This window comes from uncultured Roseovarius sp., assembly GCF_947489715.1.
Lineage (GTDB): Bacteria > Pseudomonadota > Alphaproteobacteria > Rhodobacterales > Rhodobacteraceae > Roseovarius.
The window spans coordinates 135,995-151,864 of record NZ_CANLER010000005.1 but is presented as its reverse complement, the minus strand read 5'-3'; the positions used below and the strand labels follow the sequence as shown (position 1 = coordinate 151,864).

General features: G+C 55.6%; 14 protein-coding genes. 11 read left to right on the top strand and 3 right to left on the bottom strand.

The annotated features are described in order from the left end of the window. Positions 1 to 44 precede the first annotated feature (44 nt). The 7 genes from Q1B27_RS14290 (at position 45) to Q1B27_RS14260 (ending at position 7,335) form a co-directional block, all read left to right on the top strand. On the top strand, positions 45 to 1,103 hold the full coding sequence (locus Q1B27_RS14290; RefSeq protein ID WP_299848466.1) for an NADH:ubiquinone reductase (Na(+)-transporting) subunit F: 1,059 nt from the start codon (positions 45 to 47) through the stop codon (positions 1,101 to 1,103). 51 nt (positions 1,104 to 1,154) lie between these two features. Continuing rightward, on the top strand, positions 1,155 to 2,219 hold the full coding sequence (locus tag Q1B27_RS14285; RefSeq protein WP_299848465.1) for an aromatic/alkene monooxygenase hydroxylase subunit beta: 1,065 nt from the start codon (positions 1,155 to 1,157) through the stop codon (positions 2,217 to 2,219). A gap of 19 nt (positions 2,220 to 2,238) precedes the next feature. Further along, on the top strand, positions 2,239 to 2,610 hold the full coding sequence (locus Q1B27_RS14280; RefSeq protein ID WP_299848464.1) for an MmoB/DmpM family protein: 372 nt from the start codon (positions 2,239 to 2,241) through the stop codon (positions 2,608 to 2,610). A gap of 89 nt (positions 2,611 to 2,699) precedes the next feature. Next, the gene (locus Q1B27_RS14275; protein ID WP_299848463.1) at positions 2,700 to 3,725 is read left to right on the top strand and encodes an amidohydrolase family protein; all 1,026 of its coding nucleotides are present in this window, start codon (positions 2,700 to 2,702) and stop codon (positions 3,723 to 3,725) included. 4 nt (positions 3,726 to 3,729) lie between these two features. Next, positions 3,730 to 4,545, top strand: coding sequence for an iron-sulfur cluster assembly protein (locus tag Q1B27_RS14270; protein WP_299848462.1), 816 nt, complete (start codon positions 3,730 to 3,732; stop codon positions 4,543 to 4,545). 48 nt (positions 4,546 to 4,593) lie between these two features. Next, positions 4,594 to 6,231 (top strand): molecular chaperone GroEL, encoded by a 1,638-nt coding sequence (locus tag Q1B27_RS14265; RefSeq protein ID WP_299848461.1) that lies wholly within the window; start codon positions 4,594 to 4,596, stop codon positions 6,229 to 6,231. 60 nt (positions 6,232 to 6,291) lie between these two features. Further along, on the top strand, positions 6,292 to 7,335 hold the full coding sequence (locus tag Q1B27_RS14260; RefSeq protein ID WP_299848460.1) for an NAD(P)-dependent alcohol dehydrogenase: 1,044 nt from the start codon (positions 6,292 to 6,294) through the stop codon (positions 7,333 to 7,335). Between the two features lie 206 nt (positions 7,336 to 7,541). On the opposite strand, the gene Q1B27_RS14255 is transcribed toward Q1B27_RS14260, so the two are convergent. The 3 genes from Q1B27_RS14255 to Q1B27_RS14245 form a co-directional block, all read right to left on the bottom strand. Further along, the gene (locus Q1B27_RS14255) at positions 7,542 to 9,482 is read right to left on the bottom strand and encodes a sigma-54-dependent Fis family transcriptional regulator (protein WP_299848459.1); all 1,941 of its coding nucleotides are present in this window, start codon (positions 9,480 to 9,482) and stop codon (positions 7,542 to 7,544) included. Between the two features lie 154 nt (positions 9,483 to 9,636). Further along, positions 9,637 to 10,119 (bottom strand): hypothetical protein, encoded by a 483-nt coding sequence (locus Q1B27_RS14250; protein ID WP_299848458.1) that lies wholly within the window; start codon positions 10,117 to 10,119, stop codon positions 9,637 to 9,639. A gap of 531 nt (positions 10,120 to 10,650) precedes the next feature. Beyond that, complete coding sequence (locus Q1B27_RS14245; RefSeq protein WP_299848457.1) at positions 10,651 to 11,691, bottom strand: AraC family transcriptional regulator; 1,041 nt, start codon at positions 11,689 to 11,691, stop codon at positions 10,651 to 10,653. A 203-nt stretch (positions 11,692 to 11,894) separates the two neighbouring features. Between Q1B27_RS14245 and Q1B27_RS14240 the strand changes: the two genes are divergently transcribed. From Q1B27_RS14240 to Q1B27_RS14225, 4 genes are all read left to right on the top strand, one after another. After that, positions 11,895 to 13,028, top strand: a complete 1,134-nt coding sequence (locus tag Q1B27_RS14240; RefSeq protein WP_299848456.1) for a PotD/PotF family extracellular solute-binding protein — start codon at positions 11,895 to 11,897, stop codon at positions 13,026 to 13,028. 73 nt (positions 13,029 to 13,101) lie between these two features. Next, the gene (locus Q1B27_RS14235) at positions 13,102 to 14,187 is read left to right on the top strand and encodes an ABC transporter ATP-binding protein (RefSeq protein WP_299848455.1); all 1,086 of its coding nucleotides are present in this window, start codon (positions 13,102 to 13,104) and stop codon (positions 14,185 to 14,187) included. Further along, entirely contained in the window at positions 14,187 to 15,041 is an 855-nt protein-coding gene (locus tag Q1B27_RS14230; protein WP_299848454.1) for an ABC transporter permease, read from the top strand. The genes Q1B27_RS14235 and Q1B27_RS14230 overlap by 1 nt, the downstream gene beginning before the upstream one ends. Then, complete coding sequence (locus tag Q1B27_RS14225; RefSeq protein ID WP_299848453.1) at positions 15,041 to 15,853, top strand: ABC transporter permease; 813 nt, start codon at positions 15,041 to 15,043, stop codon at positions 15,851 to 15,853. The genes Q1B27_RS14230 and Q1B27_RS14225 overlap by 1 nt, the downstream gene beginning before the upstream one ends. Positions 15,854 to 15,870: the final 17 nt, after the last annotated feature.

The window sequence follows — 15,870 nt, the reverse complement described above, 5'->3', positions numbered from 1 at the left end:
GTTCGAAATCCGGGAGCGATTTCGAGCCACAGGAGAAACGATTGATGGTCGAAGTATACAAGGTTCGTTTTGAACCGGTTGGCGTGGAAATTGAGGTCGAGGAGAATGAAACCATTCTGGACGCCGCATTCCGCCAGGGTATAGCTCTGCCGCATGGATGCAAGGAAGGCCAGTGTTCGGCCTGCAAATGCGTTCAGCTGGATGGCGAGACCGAAATGTTGAAATATTCAACTTTCGCTCTCAATGATTTTGAAAAGGAATGCGGCCACGTACTGATGTGCAGAACGCTGGCCTATAGCGACGTCGAAATCGAACTCCTGAATTACGACGAGGAGGTTTTGTCGAAATCCATTCCGGTCAAAGAATTCGATGGCCGAATTGTCGATTTCCAAAAGCTGACCCACGACATTCGCGGTGTGGAAATTGAAATTGATACACCGCTCAAATTTTGGGCGGGGCAATATGTCGACATCACGGTTACCACCGAAAAAGGGGAGGAGATTACACGCTCGTTCTCCATGGCAAATCCGCCGAGCGAAGCCCAAAAACTCTCGTTCATCATCAAAAAATACCCGGACGGAAAGTTCTCAAACGAACTCGACGCGGGCGGAATCAAAAAAGGCGCAACCGTCAAAATCAGCGGACCCTACGGGATGTGCTTCCGACGGGAAGAAAGAGACGGACCCGTAATCCTTGTTGGAGCGGGGTCGGGAATGTCACCGGTATGGTCCATTCTGCATGACCAGATCAGCAGTGGTGAAGATCGCCCGATTTACTTTTTCTATGGCGCACGCACGCAGGACGATCTGTTCAAGCTTGACGAGATCGCCGCGCTGACCGACGCCCATCCGGGCCTCGAATTCATCCCGGTGTTGAGTCACGCCAATGACGATGACGCATGGCACGGCGAGCGCGGGTTTGTTCATGAATGCGTTGATCGCCGCCTCAAGGATCTGGACGTGGACGGCGAGGGCGACATCTATGCCTGCGGTCCGCCCCCGATGATCGACGCGCTGACGCCTGTGTTGTTCATGAACGACTTCGAGTCAGACCGCATTTTCTACGACAAATTCACACCGACTTCCGGTTCATCGGCCCACTGATGCTGGGCTGATCGCTAGTCATGTGAATGAAAACTATCAAGGGAGGCTACAATGGTAGCTACATCAAGTTCCGTCGGATCAGGTGCCGCAGGTGCCGCAACGTTTGTTGGATCCACCAGTCGCAAATACAACTATTTCGAACCGCGGGGCAAACGCGCGACGCATTACGAAGACGTTACCGTCGATGTGCAGCCCGATCCCGAACGCTACCTGATCCAGAACTGGATCATCGAGTTCGAAGGCGGCAAGGGCGGCGGTGCGTATCAGAAGGACAACACGGCGGCGCTTAGCTCGAACTGGCACGCCTTTCGCGCGCCCGACCAGGAATGGGAGCGGACGCATTACCAGCGTCAGTCCAAGATCTGCTCGATGGTCAAGTCGGTGGTCGACAACGCCCGCAAGGCCGGCGCCCCCAACGCGTTCGACAAGGTCTGGAACCGCATTCTGCAAACCCATCTGGGCGCATGGAAACACGCTGAATTCGGTCTGGGCACATCGCTGATGCAGGCGCAGCGCTATGGCTACACTCAGATGATCAACAACGCCACGCTGACCAACTCTTCCTACAAGATGCGCCTGTGCCAGGACATTACACTTTATCTGGCGGAAATCGGCATGGACATCGAAGGCTGGGATGACACGCTGGGCAAGAAGGCCTGGATGGAAGATCCGATCTGGCAACCGTGCCGCGAAGCGATCGAGACCATCATGGGGTCGGAAGACTACCTTGAGCAATATTTCGCGATCAATATCATCTTTGAGCCGCTGGTGGGTGAACTTGTCCGGTCCGGCTTTTTCATGCAGGCCGCAGCGGCAAATAACGACTTCATCACGCCGCCGGTCATTTCGGCCGCCGAAGCCGACTATGAGCGCAATCTGGCAAACGCGATTGACCTGATGTTCCTGCTTGCGAATGACGAAGAGCATGGCGCCCACAACAAGGCCCTGTTCCAGTCCTGGGTTCAGAAGCATAGCGCATTGGCGAACAAGGCCGCTCAGGCGCTGCAGCCGATCTGGTCACAGCCGCATTCCAAGCCGGTTTCTTTCGAAGATGTGAAAGCCGTCTCGAACGAGCGTGTCGGCCAGATTCTCAACGAACTCGGCCTGAGCCGTTAATTAGCTAGGAGTTTAGCAAATGTCGAATGTAGCACGCGACGCGACCAAAGATAACATCTTCAAATCCATGAAGGATATTGATTTCAAGCAGACCATTTCGCACCAGTGCGGCGTGACCATGAACGACTCGGTGGAAGCGCGCGCTATTGCCGAATTCATGAACGAAGACCCCAACGTGACCATCACCCACAACCCGGCGACAATCCGGGTCGATGGTGAAGGAAAGCTGGTCTTCAAAATGGATGAAATCAGCGAGTTCCTGGGCCGTGAAATGACGGCGGAAACCTTCGAGGTGAACACGTCAACCCATTACGGCCGGATGGTTCGTGTCGATGACAACACTGTCGTCCTGTTCGGCAACATGGACGATGTTTTTGAATACATCGAATAGCCGATGACCAGGCAAGCCCGGGCTGCGGTCCGGGTTTGCACGCCTCTCTATCAAAAACAAAGCAATGCGGAATACCCAAGGAGGATCAGATGTTTGTAACCAAGGAAGGCAAGGAAGTCTTTATCGTCGACGGCCACACCCATTTCTGGGATGGCAGCCCGGAGAACCAAAGCAACATACACGGCAAGCAGTTCATTGATTGCTTCTATGCCTATCACACCAACCTAAGCCCGCCCGAGCAGCTTTGGGAAAAGGGCCGTTTTGAAAAATACTCCGTTGATGATGTCTATCGTGATCTCTTTGTCGACGGCCCAGATGATGTGGCAATCATCCAGTCGACCTATCTGCGGGATTTCTACAAGGCCGGATTTTCCAGCATCGAACGCAGCAGTTCGATGGCCGAGCGCCACCCTGAACGCTTCATCGTCAACGGATCATTCGATCCACGCGATGGCGAGAAAGCGCTCGAATACATCCACTACATGAAAGAAAATTTCGATATTCAGGGTGTCAAAATGTACACCGCCGAATGGAATGGTGAAAGCAAGGGTTGGAGCCTCAACGATCCTGCGGCCTATAAATGTTTCGAGCTGTGCGAGAAGCTGGGCATCAAGAATATCCACGTCCACAAGGGCCCCACGATCATCCCGCTCAGCAAGGATGCGTTCGATGTTCACGATGTCGACCACGCGGCGACCGATTTCCAGAACCTCAACTGGATCATCGAGCATTGCGGGTTGCCCCGGCTGGACGATTTCTGCTGGATCGCCACGCAGGAAACCAATGTCTATGGCGGGCTGGCCGTTGCCATGCCGTTCATCTTCTCGCGTCCGCGGTATTTCGGCGAGGTTATGGCCGAATTGCTGTGGTGGGTTGGCGAGGACAAGCTGCTGTTTGGGTCGGATTATGCGATTTGGACGCCGCAATGGCTTGTCGAGCAATTCTGGGAATACCAGATCCCTGAAGACATTTCCGCGGAACGCGGTGGTATCCAGCTGACCGATGAGGTCAAGGAAAAGATCCTCGGGCTGAACGCGGCGAAACTCTACAACATCGACGTAGAGGCAAAGAAAAAGCAGCTTAGCGCCTCGCCAGTCCAGATGGCAGCGGAATAGTCTGATGCTGTTGGAAATGCAAAGAGACGAACTAGAGCTTGAGGTCTGGAGCTGTCTTGATCAGGTGACCGACCCTGAGCTTGATGAACCCGTGACGGACATGGGTTTCATCGAGCGGGTCGAGGTCAGTCTGGATATGAAAACGGTGGAAGTCGAGTTTCGGCTTCCCACCTATTGGTGCTCTCCGAATTTCGCGTTCCTCATGGCGTTCGACCTTCGGTGCGAAGTCAGCAAGATGAAATGGGTTCACAACGTCAAGGTTACCCTGCATGACCATTGCTTTGCGGATCGCGTGAATGCCGGTGTCAACGGCGGCAGGAATTTCAACGATGTTTTTGCCGAGTATTGCGAAGGCGGTGACCTGAATGCCGTACGCGCCAAATTTCAGGAAAAAGCGTTTATGCGCCGTCAGGAAACAGTGCTGCTTGCACTGGAGGAACGCGGATATTCATGTGCGCAAATCGTTGACATGACGCTTGGTGCTTTCGACGCAATTCCATTCGAAACCGGGGAAGAGGCGAAACAGAAGCCGCGCTACAGGTCGCTGCTCTTGTCGCAAGCTTTGGCTGAAAAGCCCGGTGATCCGGCATTCGTGAGCTGGAGTGGCGAAAGACTGAGCGCTGAGGGGTTGAAGGCATACCTGGCCAAGCTTCGCGGTGTGCGGATCAACATGGAATTCAATGGCGCGCTGTGCCGGGGGCTTCAGGCATCCAGATACAAGGAAGCCCAGATTAGTGATGACGGTCCAACCCTGATCGACTTCATCCAGAACCGCGTCCCGCTCAGAGACGGCTACCAACCCGGCACGAACGAAACCTGACAACACCAGATCAAGCCGTCGGCAAAAGACCAGCGGCAGGGAGATATTATGGCTAAACTACTGATACATAACGGAACCGCCCGACGCGCACTTGCGAAAGGGGTTTCCAAACTGGCTGCTGCGGTGGAACCAACGCTTGGCCCCAAGGGCCTTAACGCGATGATCGACCGCCCGGTTGGAACGCCGTTGGTGACCCGTGATGGCGTGACCATCGCCTCTGAGATCGAGTTGCCGGACCGGTTTGAAAACATGGGCGCGCAGGTTGTGCGCGAGGTGTCCATGCAGACAAATGAGGTTGCAGGCGACGGGACGACGACAGCGATCGTACTGGCCAATGCGCTGATCCAGAAAGGTGTGGAAATCACCGCGCAGGGGGTCAGGCCGGTCGATTTGTGCAAGGGGATCGAGCTTGCGGTTGAGAAGATTATCGAAGGGCTGGATGAAACGTCGCGCTCTTGCGATGACAACCCCGCTTACCTTGAGGCCGTCGCGCGGGTTTCAGCCACGGATCCCGATTTGGGATCTCTTGTCGCTGAGGCTTTCAGGCGCGTCGGAAAAGAGGGTGTCATCAGCGCCGATTTCGCGGTCACGATTGATACCTCGCTTGAAGTGGTCGAGGGCATGTCCTTTGATCGGGGGTACATATCGCATCACATGGTGACCGATCAGGACAACATGGAAGCGGTCCTGGACAACCCACTTATCCTGATGACGGATCACAAGATCCTGCATCCCGATATCCTCAAGAACGTGCGCGCCATTGCCGATCAGCAGAACCGTCCATTGCTGATCGTTGCCGAGGAGATCGCGCCTGAAGTCGTGATTTCTCTCATGGATGAAGGGGGGGCTGGCAAGTACCTGATTGTGCACCCGCCCGAATACGGCCATTGGCGCGCGGCGATGATGGACGACCTGGCGATCTTGACCGGTGGTGAAGTGCTTGCGCGGGATCTCGGCAAGAAGATCGAGAACGTGACCCTGTCCCAGCTTGGGGGCGCGCAGAAGGTCAAGGTCAGCTCTTCTTTGACCAGCGTCCTCAAGGGTGAAGGTGATCCTGCTGCGATCCGGGCGCGCCGTGCTCAGGTGCAGCGTCAGCATGACGCCGCGCCACCCAATATCGAACAGGACAAACTGCGGGAACGTGTGTCGAAACTGTCTGGTGGCACAGCCGTCATCTATGCCGGCGGATTCACCCCGGTCGAACAGAAGCGCAAGATCCAACTGATCGAGGATTCCTTGTGCGCGGTTCGGGCCGCAGCCGAGGACGGTGTCGTTGCCGGTGGCGGTACGGCGCTGGCACAGATCGGCGTGATCCTGGACGACATCGTTTCGACCAACGAAGGCGATGTCTGCAAAGGTGTGGAGCTTGTCCGGTCCGTCCTGACGCAGCCCGTAGAGCGGATTGCGTCCAATGCCGGGGCGGATCCCACAGCGGTCATTGCGTCGGTGGCATCGGCACAGAACGGTCACGGGTTCGACGCGTCCAGCGGCGAGTTTCGGGACATGTTCGACGCTGGCATCATCGACCCGGTTCGCGTGACGGCCAGCGCGCTGGTCAATGCCACGTCCGTGGCCACGCTTATCCTCACGACGGAAACCCTGGTTGGCGATTTGTCAGAAGGCGAAGCAGACCCGACCGAAGGGCCCGCCCTGGGCGGCGGTGCCGAATTGCTGGGACGTCCATAAATTGCAATCCGGCCCCGCAGGATAGCGGGGTGGCTACAAGACTAAAAGAAGGAACCAAACATGAAAGCCGCACGGTTATACGAATACGATCCGGCCATGAATGTTGAGTTGAAGATCGAGGATGTGAAGCCCCCGACAGTCAATTCACCCGACGAAGTGATCGTGAAAGTGGGAGCAGCGGGCCTGTGCCGCACGGACCTACACATCATCGAGGGTGTCTGGCAGAACATCATGGATGTTGAAGGCAGCTTGCTACCTTATGTCATGGGGCACGAAAACGCAGGCTGGGTTGAGGATGTCGGCAGCAATGTCACGTCCGTCAAGCCCGGTGACGCGGTGATTTGCCACCCGCATCGCAGCTGTGGAATTTGCCTGAACTGCCGCTATGGTCACGACATGTATTGTGACCACGGCCTGTTTCCGGGTCTTGGCCTGGATGGTGGATTTGCCGAGTATTTCATCACCAACGAAAGTTCGCTGATCAAACTGAACACCAATGTGACCCCGCTGGAAGTGGCACCAATGGCGGATGCGGGCATCACGGCCTATCGCGCGGCCAAGCGCGCCGCCGGATTGGTGTATCCCGGTGCCTATGTCACCGTGCTTGGGGTCGGCGGACTGGGCCACATTGCCATACAATGCCTGAAAAACCTGTGCGGCGCACGGGTCATCGCCGTGGATCGCGAGCCTGGAGCGCAGGCATTGGCCAAGGATCTTGGCGCGGATATCGTGCTGGATGGTGGGCCGGACCTGATCGAGGAGGTTATGGACGCCACCGGCGGTGGAAGCCATGTCGTGATCGACTTTGTCGGAGAGTTGGGCGTTGAAAACATCTGCTGGAAGCTGTTGCGACAGGGGGGCGAGCTGATTGTCGTCGGATATGGCGGCACGATCGAGGTTCCTACCGTCGAGTTGGTCGTCAACGAAATAAAGATCGGGGGCAGCCTTGTCGGGGACTATACGGAACTGGTCGAGTTGATGGAGTTGAACGCGGATGGTTTGGTGAAGATGCACCAGACCGAGTATTCGTTGGACAACATCAATCAGGCTATTGATGACTTCAAAAACCGTCGTTTCACCGGTCGCGGGGTGATTGTTCCCTGATCAGTTGCTCATCAGCACGGGTCGCAAGGCCGGCCCGTTAATGGCGCGAATGTCCTGCCATCTGAGGTTTCGCGCAGTTCCCGCGCGGATCACGCCACACAAGGCAAGAACCGCGTAGGCAAAAACATTTGAACTTTTTGTTCGTTCCTCTTCCCCGGGCAAATCAGTTCAAAGAAACGGCGGCGGAAAACTCTGCCGCCGTTTTTCTATTTCCCCCGGTCGAGGCCGTATTCTCGGATTTTCCGATACAATGTCGGTCGAGAGACCCCTAAGGACAAAGCCACCCTCGTCAGATTTCCATTCTCCTGGTCAATGGCGCGTTGTATCGCGATGGATTCGATACTGCTCAGGTTCATTTTTCTGGATGATGATTCAGTTGCCTTTCCGAATAAGAAATCACTGCCTTCGGGTTCGGTCACCTCATTGGGAAGGTCATCTGCGGTGACGATCCCGCCGCTGTGCAGCAGGCAAAGTCTTTCAACGATATTGCGCAACTCTCGCACGTTGCCCGGCCATTGATAGGCGCGAAATGCCGCCATCGCCGTGCTGTCGAATTCAAGCGGTTTCTGTTCGAATTTCGTGGACAACATGCCGTTGAAATAATCTACCAGAAGATCAATATCGCGCCCCCGCTCACGCAGGGGTGGCACGTTAATAACGATTGTGCCAATTCGATAGAAAAGATCGCGTCGGAAACGGCCGTTTTCGATATCCTGACGCAAATTCCGATTTGTCATTGCCACCAGCTGAACATCTATCGGCCGGCGTTTGTAGCATCCGATCCGATAGACTGCGCGCTGTTCAAGCGTACGCAGCAGATATGTCTGTAATTCCGGCGGCATGTCCCCGATTTCATCGAGGCACAGGACACCACCGTTTGCCTGTTCAAACTTGCCCTGCTTGCCCTCGCGCAACGCGCCGGTGAACGCACCGGCCACGTGACCGAAAAGTTCCCCGCCAATCAATTCCCCGGAGATCGCCGCGCAGTTCACGGTGACATAAGGGGTTTTCTTGTCGGTGTGATAGCTGTGGATCAGACGCGCAAACAATTCCTTGCCGACCCCGGTTTCACCCTGGACCAGCACGGTGACGTTTGCCTTTGCCGCGCGGTGTGCAAATTCGATCGCTTCCTGCATTTTCGGGCAATCGCCCAGAATGGTGAACTCTTCTTCCTCCACACCGTATCTGGGTTTTACCGAGATGCCTTTCGGGCTGGGGCGCGATGGAGACGATGTCAATTCGGGCAAAATCAATGCCGCCCCCTGAACTTCACCGCCGAATTTGAGCAAATCGATTTCCGTTGTTGCAAGCGCGGGCGGCAAGGCGGCCATCAGGTCCCCGTCCGTGATATTTGGACTCCAAGACAAAAGCTTCTTGCCGATTGGCAGCTCGCCGGTTCCGTTTTCCAGCGACCTTTCCGTATTTCTGCTGAAAACGATCCGGCCCGAAGAATTCAGGAGGACCACCGCGTCGTTGCTGTTGTGCGCCTTGGGAAGGTCGATGAAGGCCTCAAGCAGAATGGTGCGTTCTTCGCGTTGTTGTTCGGCCAGTGCGATTTCAATTTCCCGGGCGGCAGCCACAACAAGCGCCATGTTATGAGGGCGGAATATGTCGGGCGGCCCCGACAGATCGACCACGCCGATAATCTGACGGTCCAGAGGGTCAAAGACCGGAACCCCTGCACAGGTCCAGGATTTGATACCTTGGCAATAATGCTCGGATGCGTGAACATATGTCGGTGTTCCGGTGCGCAACGCTGTACCGATCCCGTTGGTGCCGATGACCCGCTCATCCCAGACGCCGCCGATCTCGAGTTGAATGGCCCGCCCCGTATCCAGAGTTTGAGCATCGCCAATTGCGTCGATGATCGTTCCGGTCCGGTCCGTCAAAATCAGGATTGCGCCGGATTCGTAAAGATGCGGTCCCAGCCGTTCGAAAGCGGCGCGGGCGGCCTGACACAAGGAAGCGTTTTTCCGCCTCAGCTCCTCAACCCCATCCTCACCGACTTTTTGAGGTGTCGCCCCTGAAAGGGCGCTTATGCCCATGTCCGTGCATCGCGCCCAGGAATCCAGAATTTCCCGCCTGACGCTTTTCTCGATTTTTTCGGTTGCAGTGCCAGTTTCAACAAACGCTTCCCAGGCGTTCATCGTGTCATGCTGGGTCCCTGCCACTTCCGGTTGTCTGGGGTTTGAAGATTGGCTTGCGTGTGGTGTAAAATACTTGGCTCGCATGTTCTTCCTTCAAGAGCTTAGCGCGATATCTATCCGGCGGACGCTCTGGCGGTTCGGTTGTGCGGTGCATTCATAGGCCAAGCCGCTCGCTGATCACGGTGGCGAATTTTTCCTTTATCGCCTCGTTCTCAATCACAATGCCGTTTAGATCTTGCAGCTTGGTTTGAATGTCGGGGTCGAGGGGCGAAACAAAACCATTTTCTTTTGTCGCCAAAACGAAAAACTTTACGCGATCTTTCAACCGCAACTGGCCCAGGAAAATCATCTGTTTCCCGGAGTTGGCATCCATGATCATCACCCTTTCGTCGATGCTGACCCGAACGACGGGCGATGGCTCGGATGCCTTTGATGCACCGCCCAGGATATGAATATTGAGCCCTTCAGCTTTGGGTTCCTGCTTTGCCTTAGCCATGGCTGCACGAGACCGAGAAAACTCGCCATTGCTGATTTGGTCGGCAAGCTTGTGAATTGTGCCCATGTTTCCCTGCAAGAGCCTTTTGGCTTCGACGTCTTCGCGACGCGGGCCATCGTTCTTAGAGAAAATATCAACCATGTCATTTTTCCAATTGCATCGTTTTCTTGAAGCGCCAGAAACACATTAAACGCACCACAATCTGGGATGCTGCATTGCAACCAGTTGAACACTGGAACTACATTGGCTGGTGCGTCGTTTCGTCCTATTGTTAGGGTAGGCAGCCTAGCGGCAGGGGAGGGCTGAGTCCAGAATGAGACACTATTACCCAATAAAATAACGCGATTTCGCCTGCGAAAGTGTAATATAATATTACAGTTTAATTCGAAGCCACGGGCGTTTCCCATCAGCGACATGTGTCACTAGAGGATGCACAATCCTGCTAGCGCAAGCTGAGGCATCTATTGGGAAATGCTAACATCATGACATTGATGCGCTCATAACGGTTGCCGTTTATGGAGTATATTTTCTGACTTTTTTTGATTTTTTGGAACTGGAAAAGCCGAAAAGTAATTCGTATGTCGCAACGGCCCGGTAGATAAGCTTTTGATCGCGTTGATGATCGTATTTCTTGCCGTATTTTCTCTCAACTTCGCTTGAAGCAATGGCAGGTCAACCGCATGAAACCCGACGATATCTTTGGGGGCTCATACCGGTCCAGTTGCGGAAAGCGCGGGAGAAAGCGGAGAGTTCCGAATAACCCAGGTTAAAGGCGATTTCGGTCAGGGGCATGTCGGAATCGTCCATGTAGTGCAGTGCAAGTTCGTGCCGGGCGGCGCGAAGAATGTCGTTATACGATAGCCCATATTTGCGCAGTTGCTTTTGAAATGACGGCCCTGGCATGCCAAGAATTGTCGCAATTTCGCCGAGGCTTGGAATACTGCTGCCCAATTGCATCTTGATTTCATTGCGCACGACCGTGGCAAAATCCATCGGGTCGTCGGAGGTCTTGCAGCGGTTTTCCAAGAAGGCTTTGACCATCGAGAAAAGATAGGGATCATGCCCAGGCATGCGGGCATCAAGGTCACTGCGGCGGAAAGCGATCGCATTGGTGCGGCGGTTGAAAACCACCGGCGCGCCAAAGGCGGCCTCGTGTTCATGGGCGTGTTCGGGCTTTGCATGTTCAAAACGTACCTCGAGCGGGGACCAGTCCTCGCCCAATGCGCTGCGGAATACGTTGCAGAACATGCCAAGCGACAGTTCCGCATCCTGACGGCGGTTCCGGATGCGCGGATCGACGATGCGATAGCTGAGCCAGAGGATGCCGTCATCCTGAATGAGGCCAAAGCGGGTCTGTTCCTGATGCGCGGGGAAGAACGCCTCCATGTTGCGCAAACCGGCGGCAAGCGTCGGGGAACTGATGGCCGAATAGCCAAGCATGCCAAGTTGCCGGGGCTGGAAGGTGCGACCGAATTGCAGGCCGATATTGTCATTCTGGGTCTGCCGAGCCGCCGTTTCGAACATTTGGCAGTATTGCGACAGGTTGATTTCCGCAACCGGGCTATCAAGTTCTTTCTCTGAGATCCCCGCATGTCCGAAAATCCGATCGAGGCATCCGCCCTGTTCTTCAAACAACCGGGCCGCGCCGTCAGCGGCGGCAGACAGCACCTTGGCAGGGGCGGTTATTTCGGAAATTCCGGTGCTGGCGTTCATCTTAGACCGATTCGCGTTTGAGACGGACAAGCATACGCCAAGTTCAAATTTCTGCAAAACACAGGCCCCTAGGGTTGTAGGCGCTGCCCGTGACGCGGGCGCTGCTGTTAAATTTCAAACATCTAGTGTCAAGTCAGGAGCCCGCTTTGCTGTCTAGGCTGAACGTACTCAAGAAATTTATTGGCCAACAACAGGGAAAAACCATGACACTTACCAGAAGACAATTCACGGGCCGTGCCGCAGCAGTTGCTGGTCTGGCCGTCGGTGGACCGTTGTCGCCCGCATTCGCGGCCCGCAACGATCAGATGAACATTCTGTGCTGGGAGGGATATAATTCGGACGAGGTTCTAGGGCCGTTCCGGTCGGCGAATGCTGGTGCCACGGTACGGGCCGAAAGCGGCACTTCCGATCCGGATATGATCAACAAACTGCGCGCGGGCGAGACCTCGGTCTGGGATCTGATCAATGTCAACCAGCCCTGGGCGCGAGACCAGCTTTATCCCGAAGGTTTGATCAAGCCGCTGAACAAAGATCGGTTCATGCCCTATTTCGAAAAGATGCTGCCAGAGTTTGCGAAACCCTATCCGCTTTCATTTGCCAGCGATGGCGAATTGATCGGAATGCCGCAGCGCTATGGGCCGTTCAGCTTTGTTGTGAATACGGATGTCATCAGTCGTGAGATGGCCGAAGATCAGGGTTGGAACCTGTTCCTCGATCCGGCGATGAAGGACCGTTACGGCGTTCTGACCTATGACAACTGGAACGTGATGCACATGTGCCTGACAGCAGGTCTGAACCCCTTTGCCCCGGTCGAGGGCGACGATCAGGCCAAGTTCAAGGCCGTGGCCGAACAGATCTTTGGTGGCGCGAAACTGCTGACTGATGATCTGGTTGCGATGAACACGGCGCTGATCAACGGCGAGATTGACGCCTATTTCACCGGCGGTACCTATACTGCCTCACCAGCCCGCTATGATGGGGCAACGAATGTCCGTGCCATTACGCCCAATTCCGGGCCTGTCGACGGTAAGGGCGGGGTTGTCTGGATCGAGCTGACCTCGGCCGTCAACAACCCGGACCCCAGCACCCTGGCCGAGGATTTCCTGGAATTTGTTCAGGACCCGGATATCTCGAAGGCGGTGGCCTTTACCGAAGGCACCTACAATCCGGTCGCGCAAATGGGCAGCCCGGACGTCATGGCGTTGTTTGACGCCGAGGAACTGGATGCGATCCAGATGGACAGCCTGGCGGAAGAGATGGACCGCTCGTTGGATTACGAGGTTGTGACCTCCTATGATAAGCTGATCGAGATTTATACCGAGGCGCGCCGGTCCTGACCGCATTAGATACACCGGGGCATATGATTTGCCCCGGTGACCCCCCTGAAATTTCCTAGTCCGGGATCAATTCATGCAATCGCAACCCATTTTGCGGCTTCGAAACGTCGTGAAAAAATTCGGCTCCTTTACGGCCCTGCACGGGGTTGATCTTGATATCGAAGAGGGTGAATTTTTTACCATCGTCGGCCCGTCAGGCAGCGGAAAATCGACGATGATCCGCCTGCTGGTTGGCATGGACGAAGTGACTGACGGCGAAATCTGGTTGCGCGACGCCCGCATTGACCAGACCCCGGCCAACCTGCGTCCGACCTGCATGGTGTTCCAGTCGCTGGCGCTTTTTCCGCATATGAGCGTGGGACAGAATATCGAGTTTCCGCTTAAGCTGAAGGGCACGGCCCCGGCGGTGCGAAAAGAACGCGCATTGGAACTGCTGGACCTGCTGCGCCTGCCGCAAAGCTATTATGACAAGCGCATTTCGCAATGCTCGGGCGGGGAGAAACAACGCGTGGCGCTGGCCCGTGCGCTGGCCTTTGATCCCGAGATCCTGTTTTTTGACGAACCCTTGTCGGCGCTCGATTACCGCTTGCGCAAAACTCTGGAAAAAGAGTTGAAATCGCTGCACGCGCGCACCGGCAAGACCTTTGTCTATATTACCCATTCGCTGGAAGAGGCGATGGTGATGTCCGACCGGATCGCCATTATGAAAGAAGGCCGGTTTGAACAGATTTCTGTTGCAGATGAAATTTATGGCCGCCCGATCAGCCGCTTTGTGGCGGAGTTCATGGGCGAGGTGAATCTATTCGATATTGAGGGCACGGCGACGGGTGGTTTACACGGCAAGGGCATCGAAATCCATGTTAACGGCGATGCCAGTGACTTTGGAATTTCACTGGATAACGGCGTGACCGGCACGTTGATGGTGCGGCCGGAATATGTGCGGTTTCTGACCAGTTCCGCCACCTCCGATTTTATCGTGCGTGGCATATTGCGGGCGGAATATGCCCTTGGGTCTCGTATCCAATATGAGGTCGAAGCCTCTGCCGGGCAGACCCTGACCATCGAAAAGCTGCGCGAGGACCGGTTTGATGGTGCCGAAGGGGCCGAGGTGGTCCTTGGGTTTGATGCCGACCACGTTCACCTGATCAGGGGGGCGTGATGGAGAAGATTGACCGCAAGCTTGGGTTTTTGTCATCTTTACCGCTTGCCGCGATCCTGGCACTCAGCTTTCTGGCGCCGCTGGTGGTCGTCGCGCTCTTTTCTGTCATGCCGCAAAAGGTGTTTGACCTGGCCCATTTGCCAGATTTCTCGGCCTATTCCGTGTTCTTCGATCAGGGTTATTACAAGTCGCTCTTGTGGTCATTGGGCATGGCGCTGATTTCGACCCTGATCCTTTTTGTGATCTGCTGGCCGCTGGCGTATGGCATGGCCAAGGTGTTTGGCAGGTTCTCTCTGATCCTGACGATTGCCGTGGTGATGAGCCTGTTCGTATCGGAAAACATCCGCCTCTTTGGCTGGGTGCTGACGCTGATGAAAGGCGGGTTGTTCGAAGGGCATTTCCGCGCATTGACGGGCATCGGTTACGACAGTCCGCTCTACAACACCGGTATCATCATTTTCGGGCTGGTCTACGTCTACCTGCCGTTCATGCTTTTCCCGCTGGCACAGGGCATCTCGATGGTGCCGGATGACACACGTCAGGCCGCCGCCGACCTGGGCGCAACCCGCTGGCAAATCCTGCGGCAGATCGACCTGCCATTGGCAGCACCCGGTATCATGGTGGGTTCGCTCTTGTCGTTCGTGCTGGCTGCGGGTGCGCTGGCGGAATCCAAAATCCTGGGCGGGCAGGCGGTGATCGTGATCGCGGATGATATCGAAACCGCCTTTACTTTCGGGCAGAACTGGCCCCTTGGTGCGGCCCTGTCCGTCATCCTGATCGTGATCATCGGCGGGTTGGCGATCTTTGGCGTCAACCGGATTGACCTTGATGCGATCATGGGAAGGAAACGCTGATGAACCCGTCTCGTTCCACCCGGATCGCTCTTTATGCCTATGGCATTTTCACGATTGCTTTTCTCTACCTGCCGCTTGTGTCCGTTGGCTTTGCTTCGGTTTCCAAGGCGCGTTACCTGAGCTTTCCGATCAAACGGTATTCGGCCAAGTGGTACGGCGACGCGCTGGCCAGTGACACGGTACGCGATCTGCTATTCACATCACTCAAAGTCGCTGTGATCGTCACGGTCATTTCGATGGTGGTAGCGTTTTTTGGCGCGCTGGCATTTGCCCGCTATCACTGGCGCTATCGCACCCTGTTTCAGAAACTGATCCTGCTGCCGATATTCTTTCCGCAGACGGTGCTGGGGCTGGCGCTCTTGATGTGGTTCAACTCGGTCGGGATCATCCCCACATGGAAAACCGCCATCGTGGCCCATCTTGTCTGGATCGCGCCGATTGCTACGCTGATCGTCGCCATCCGCGCCTATAGTTTTGATCCCGCATTGGAAGAGGCCGCGCGCGATATGGGCGCGGGCACCTGGACGATCCTGCGCGAGATTACATTGCCGCTATTGATGCCGGGGATCGTGTCAGCGGGGCTGTTTGCTTTCTTGCTGAGCTGGGGAAACTTTCCGTTGTCGCTGTTCACCACCGGGGCGGATTCGACCTTGCCGGAATGGCTCTATGCCAAGATGGTGTCGGGATATTCACCACTGGTGCCGACACTTGGGGTTATGTCGGTCGTCGGATCATTTGTGCTGATCCTGCTGGCGTTCAGCGTCGCTTGGCTGGTGCGTGCCGTGCGCGAATCCCGTGCGGCAGAGAATTGAAAAGAAAGGGAGAAAAC

What these genes read in the sequence shown, in the direction of transcription:
- Q1B27_RS14290 (WP_299848466.1), top strand. Translation starts at nt 45, where the DNA reads ATGGTCGAAGTATACAAGGTTCGTTTTGAACCGGTTGGCGTGGAAATT.
- Q1B27_RS14285 (WP_299848465.1), top strand. Translation starts at nt 1,155, where the DNA reads ATGGTAGCTACATCAAGTTCCGTCGGATCAGGTGCCGCAGGTGCCGCA.
- Q1B27_RS14280 (WP_299848464.1), top strand. Translation starts at nt 2,239, where the DNA reads ATGTCGAATGTAGCACGCGACGCGACCAAAGATAACATCTTCAAATCC.
- Q1B27_RS14275 (WP_299848463.1), top strand. Translation starts at nt 2,700, where the DNA reads ATGTTTGTAACCAAGGAAGGCAAGGAAGTCTTTATCGTCGACGGCCAC.
- Q1B27_RS14270 (WP_299848462.1), top strand. Translation starts at nt 3,730, where the DNA reads ATGCTGTTGGAAATGCAAAGAGACGAACTAGAGCTTGAGGTCTGGAGC.
- Q1B27_RS14265 (WP_299848461.1), top strand. Translation starts at nt 4,594, where the DNA reads ATGGCTAAACTACTGATACATAACGGAACCGCCCGACGCGCACTTGCG.
- Q1B27_RS14260 (WP_299848460.1), top strand. Translation starts at nt 6,292, where the DNA reads ATGAAAGCCGCACGGTTATACGAATACGATCCGGCCATGAATGTTGAG.
- Q1B27_RS14255 (WP_299848459.1), bottom strand. Translation starts at nt 9,482, where the DNA reads ATGAACGCCTGGGAAGCGTTTGTTGAAACTGGCACTGCAACCGAAAAA.
- Q1B27_RS14250 (WP_299848458.1), bottom strand. Translation starts at nt 10,119, where the DNA reads ATGGTTGATATTTTCTCTAAGAACGATGGCCCGCGTCGCGAAGACGTC.
- Q1B27_RS14245 (WP_299848457.1), bottom strand. Translation starts at nt 11,691, where the DNA reads ATGAACGCCAGCACCGGAATTTCCGAAATAACCGCCCCTGCCAAGGTG.
- Q1B27_RS14240 (WP_299848456.1), top strand. Translation starts at nt 11,895, where the DNA reads ATGACACTTACCAGAAGACAATTCACGGGCCGTGCCGCAGCAGTTGCT.
- Q1B27_RS14235 (WP_299848455.1), top strand. Translation starts at nt 13,102, where the DNA reads ATGCAATCGCAACCCATTTTGCGGCTTCGAAACGTCGTGAAAAAATTC.
- Q1B27_RS14230 (WP_299848454.1), top strand. Translation starts at nt 14,187, where the DNA reads ATGGAGAAGATTGACCGCAAGCTTGGGTTTTTGTCATCTTTACCGCTT.
- Q1B27_RS14225 (WP_299848453.1), top strand. Translation starts at nt 15,041, where the DNA reads ATGAACCCGTCTCGTTCCACCCGGATCGCTCTTTATGCCTATGGCATT.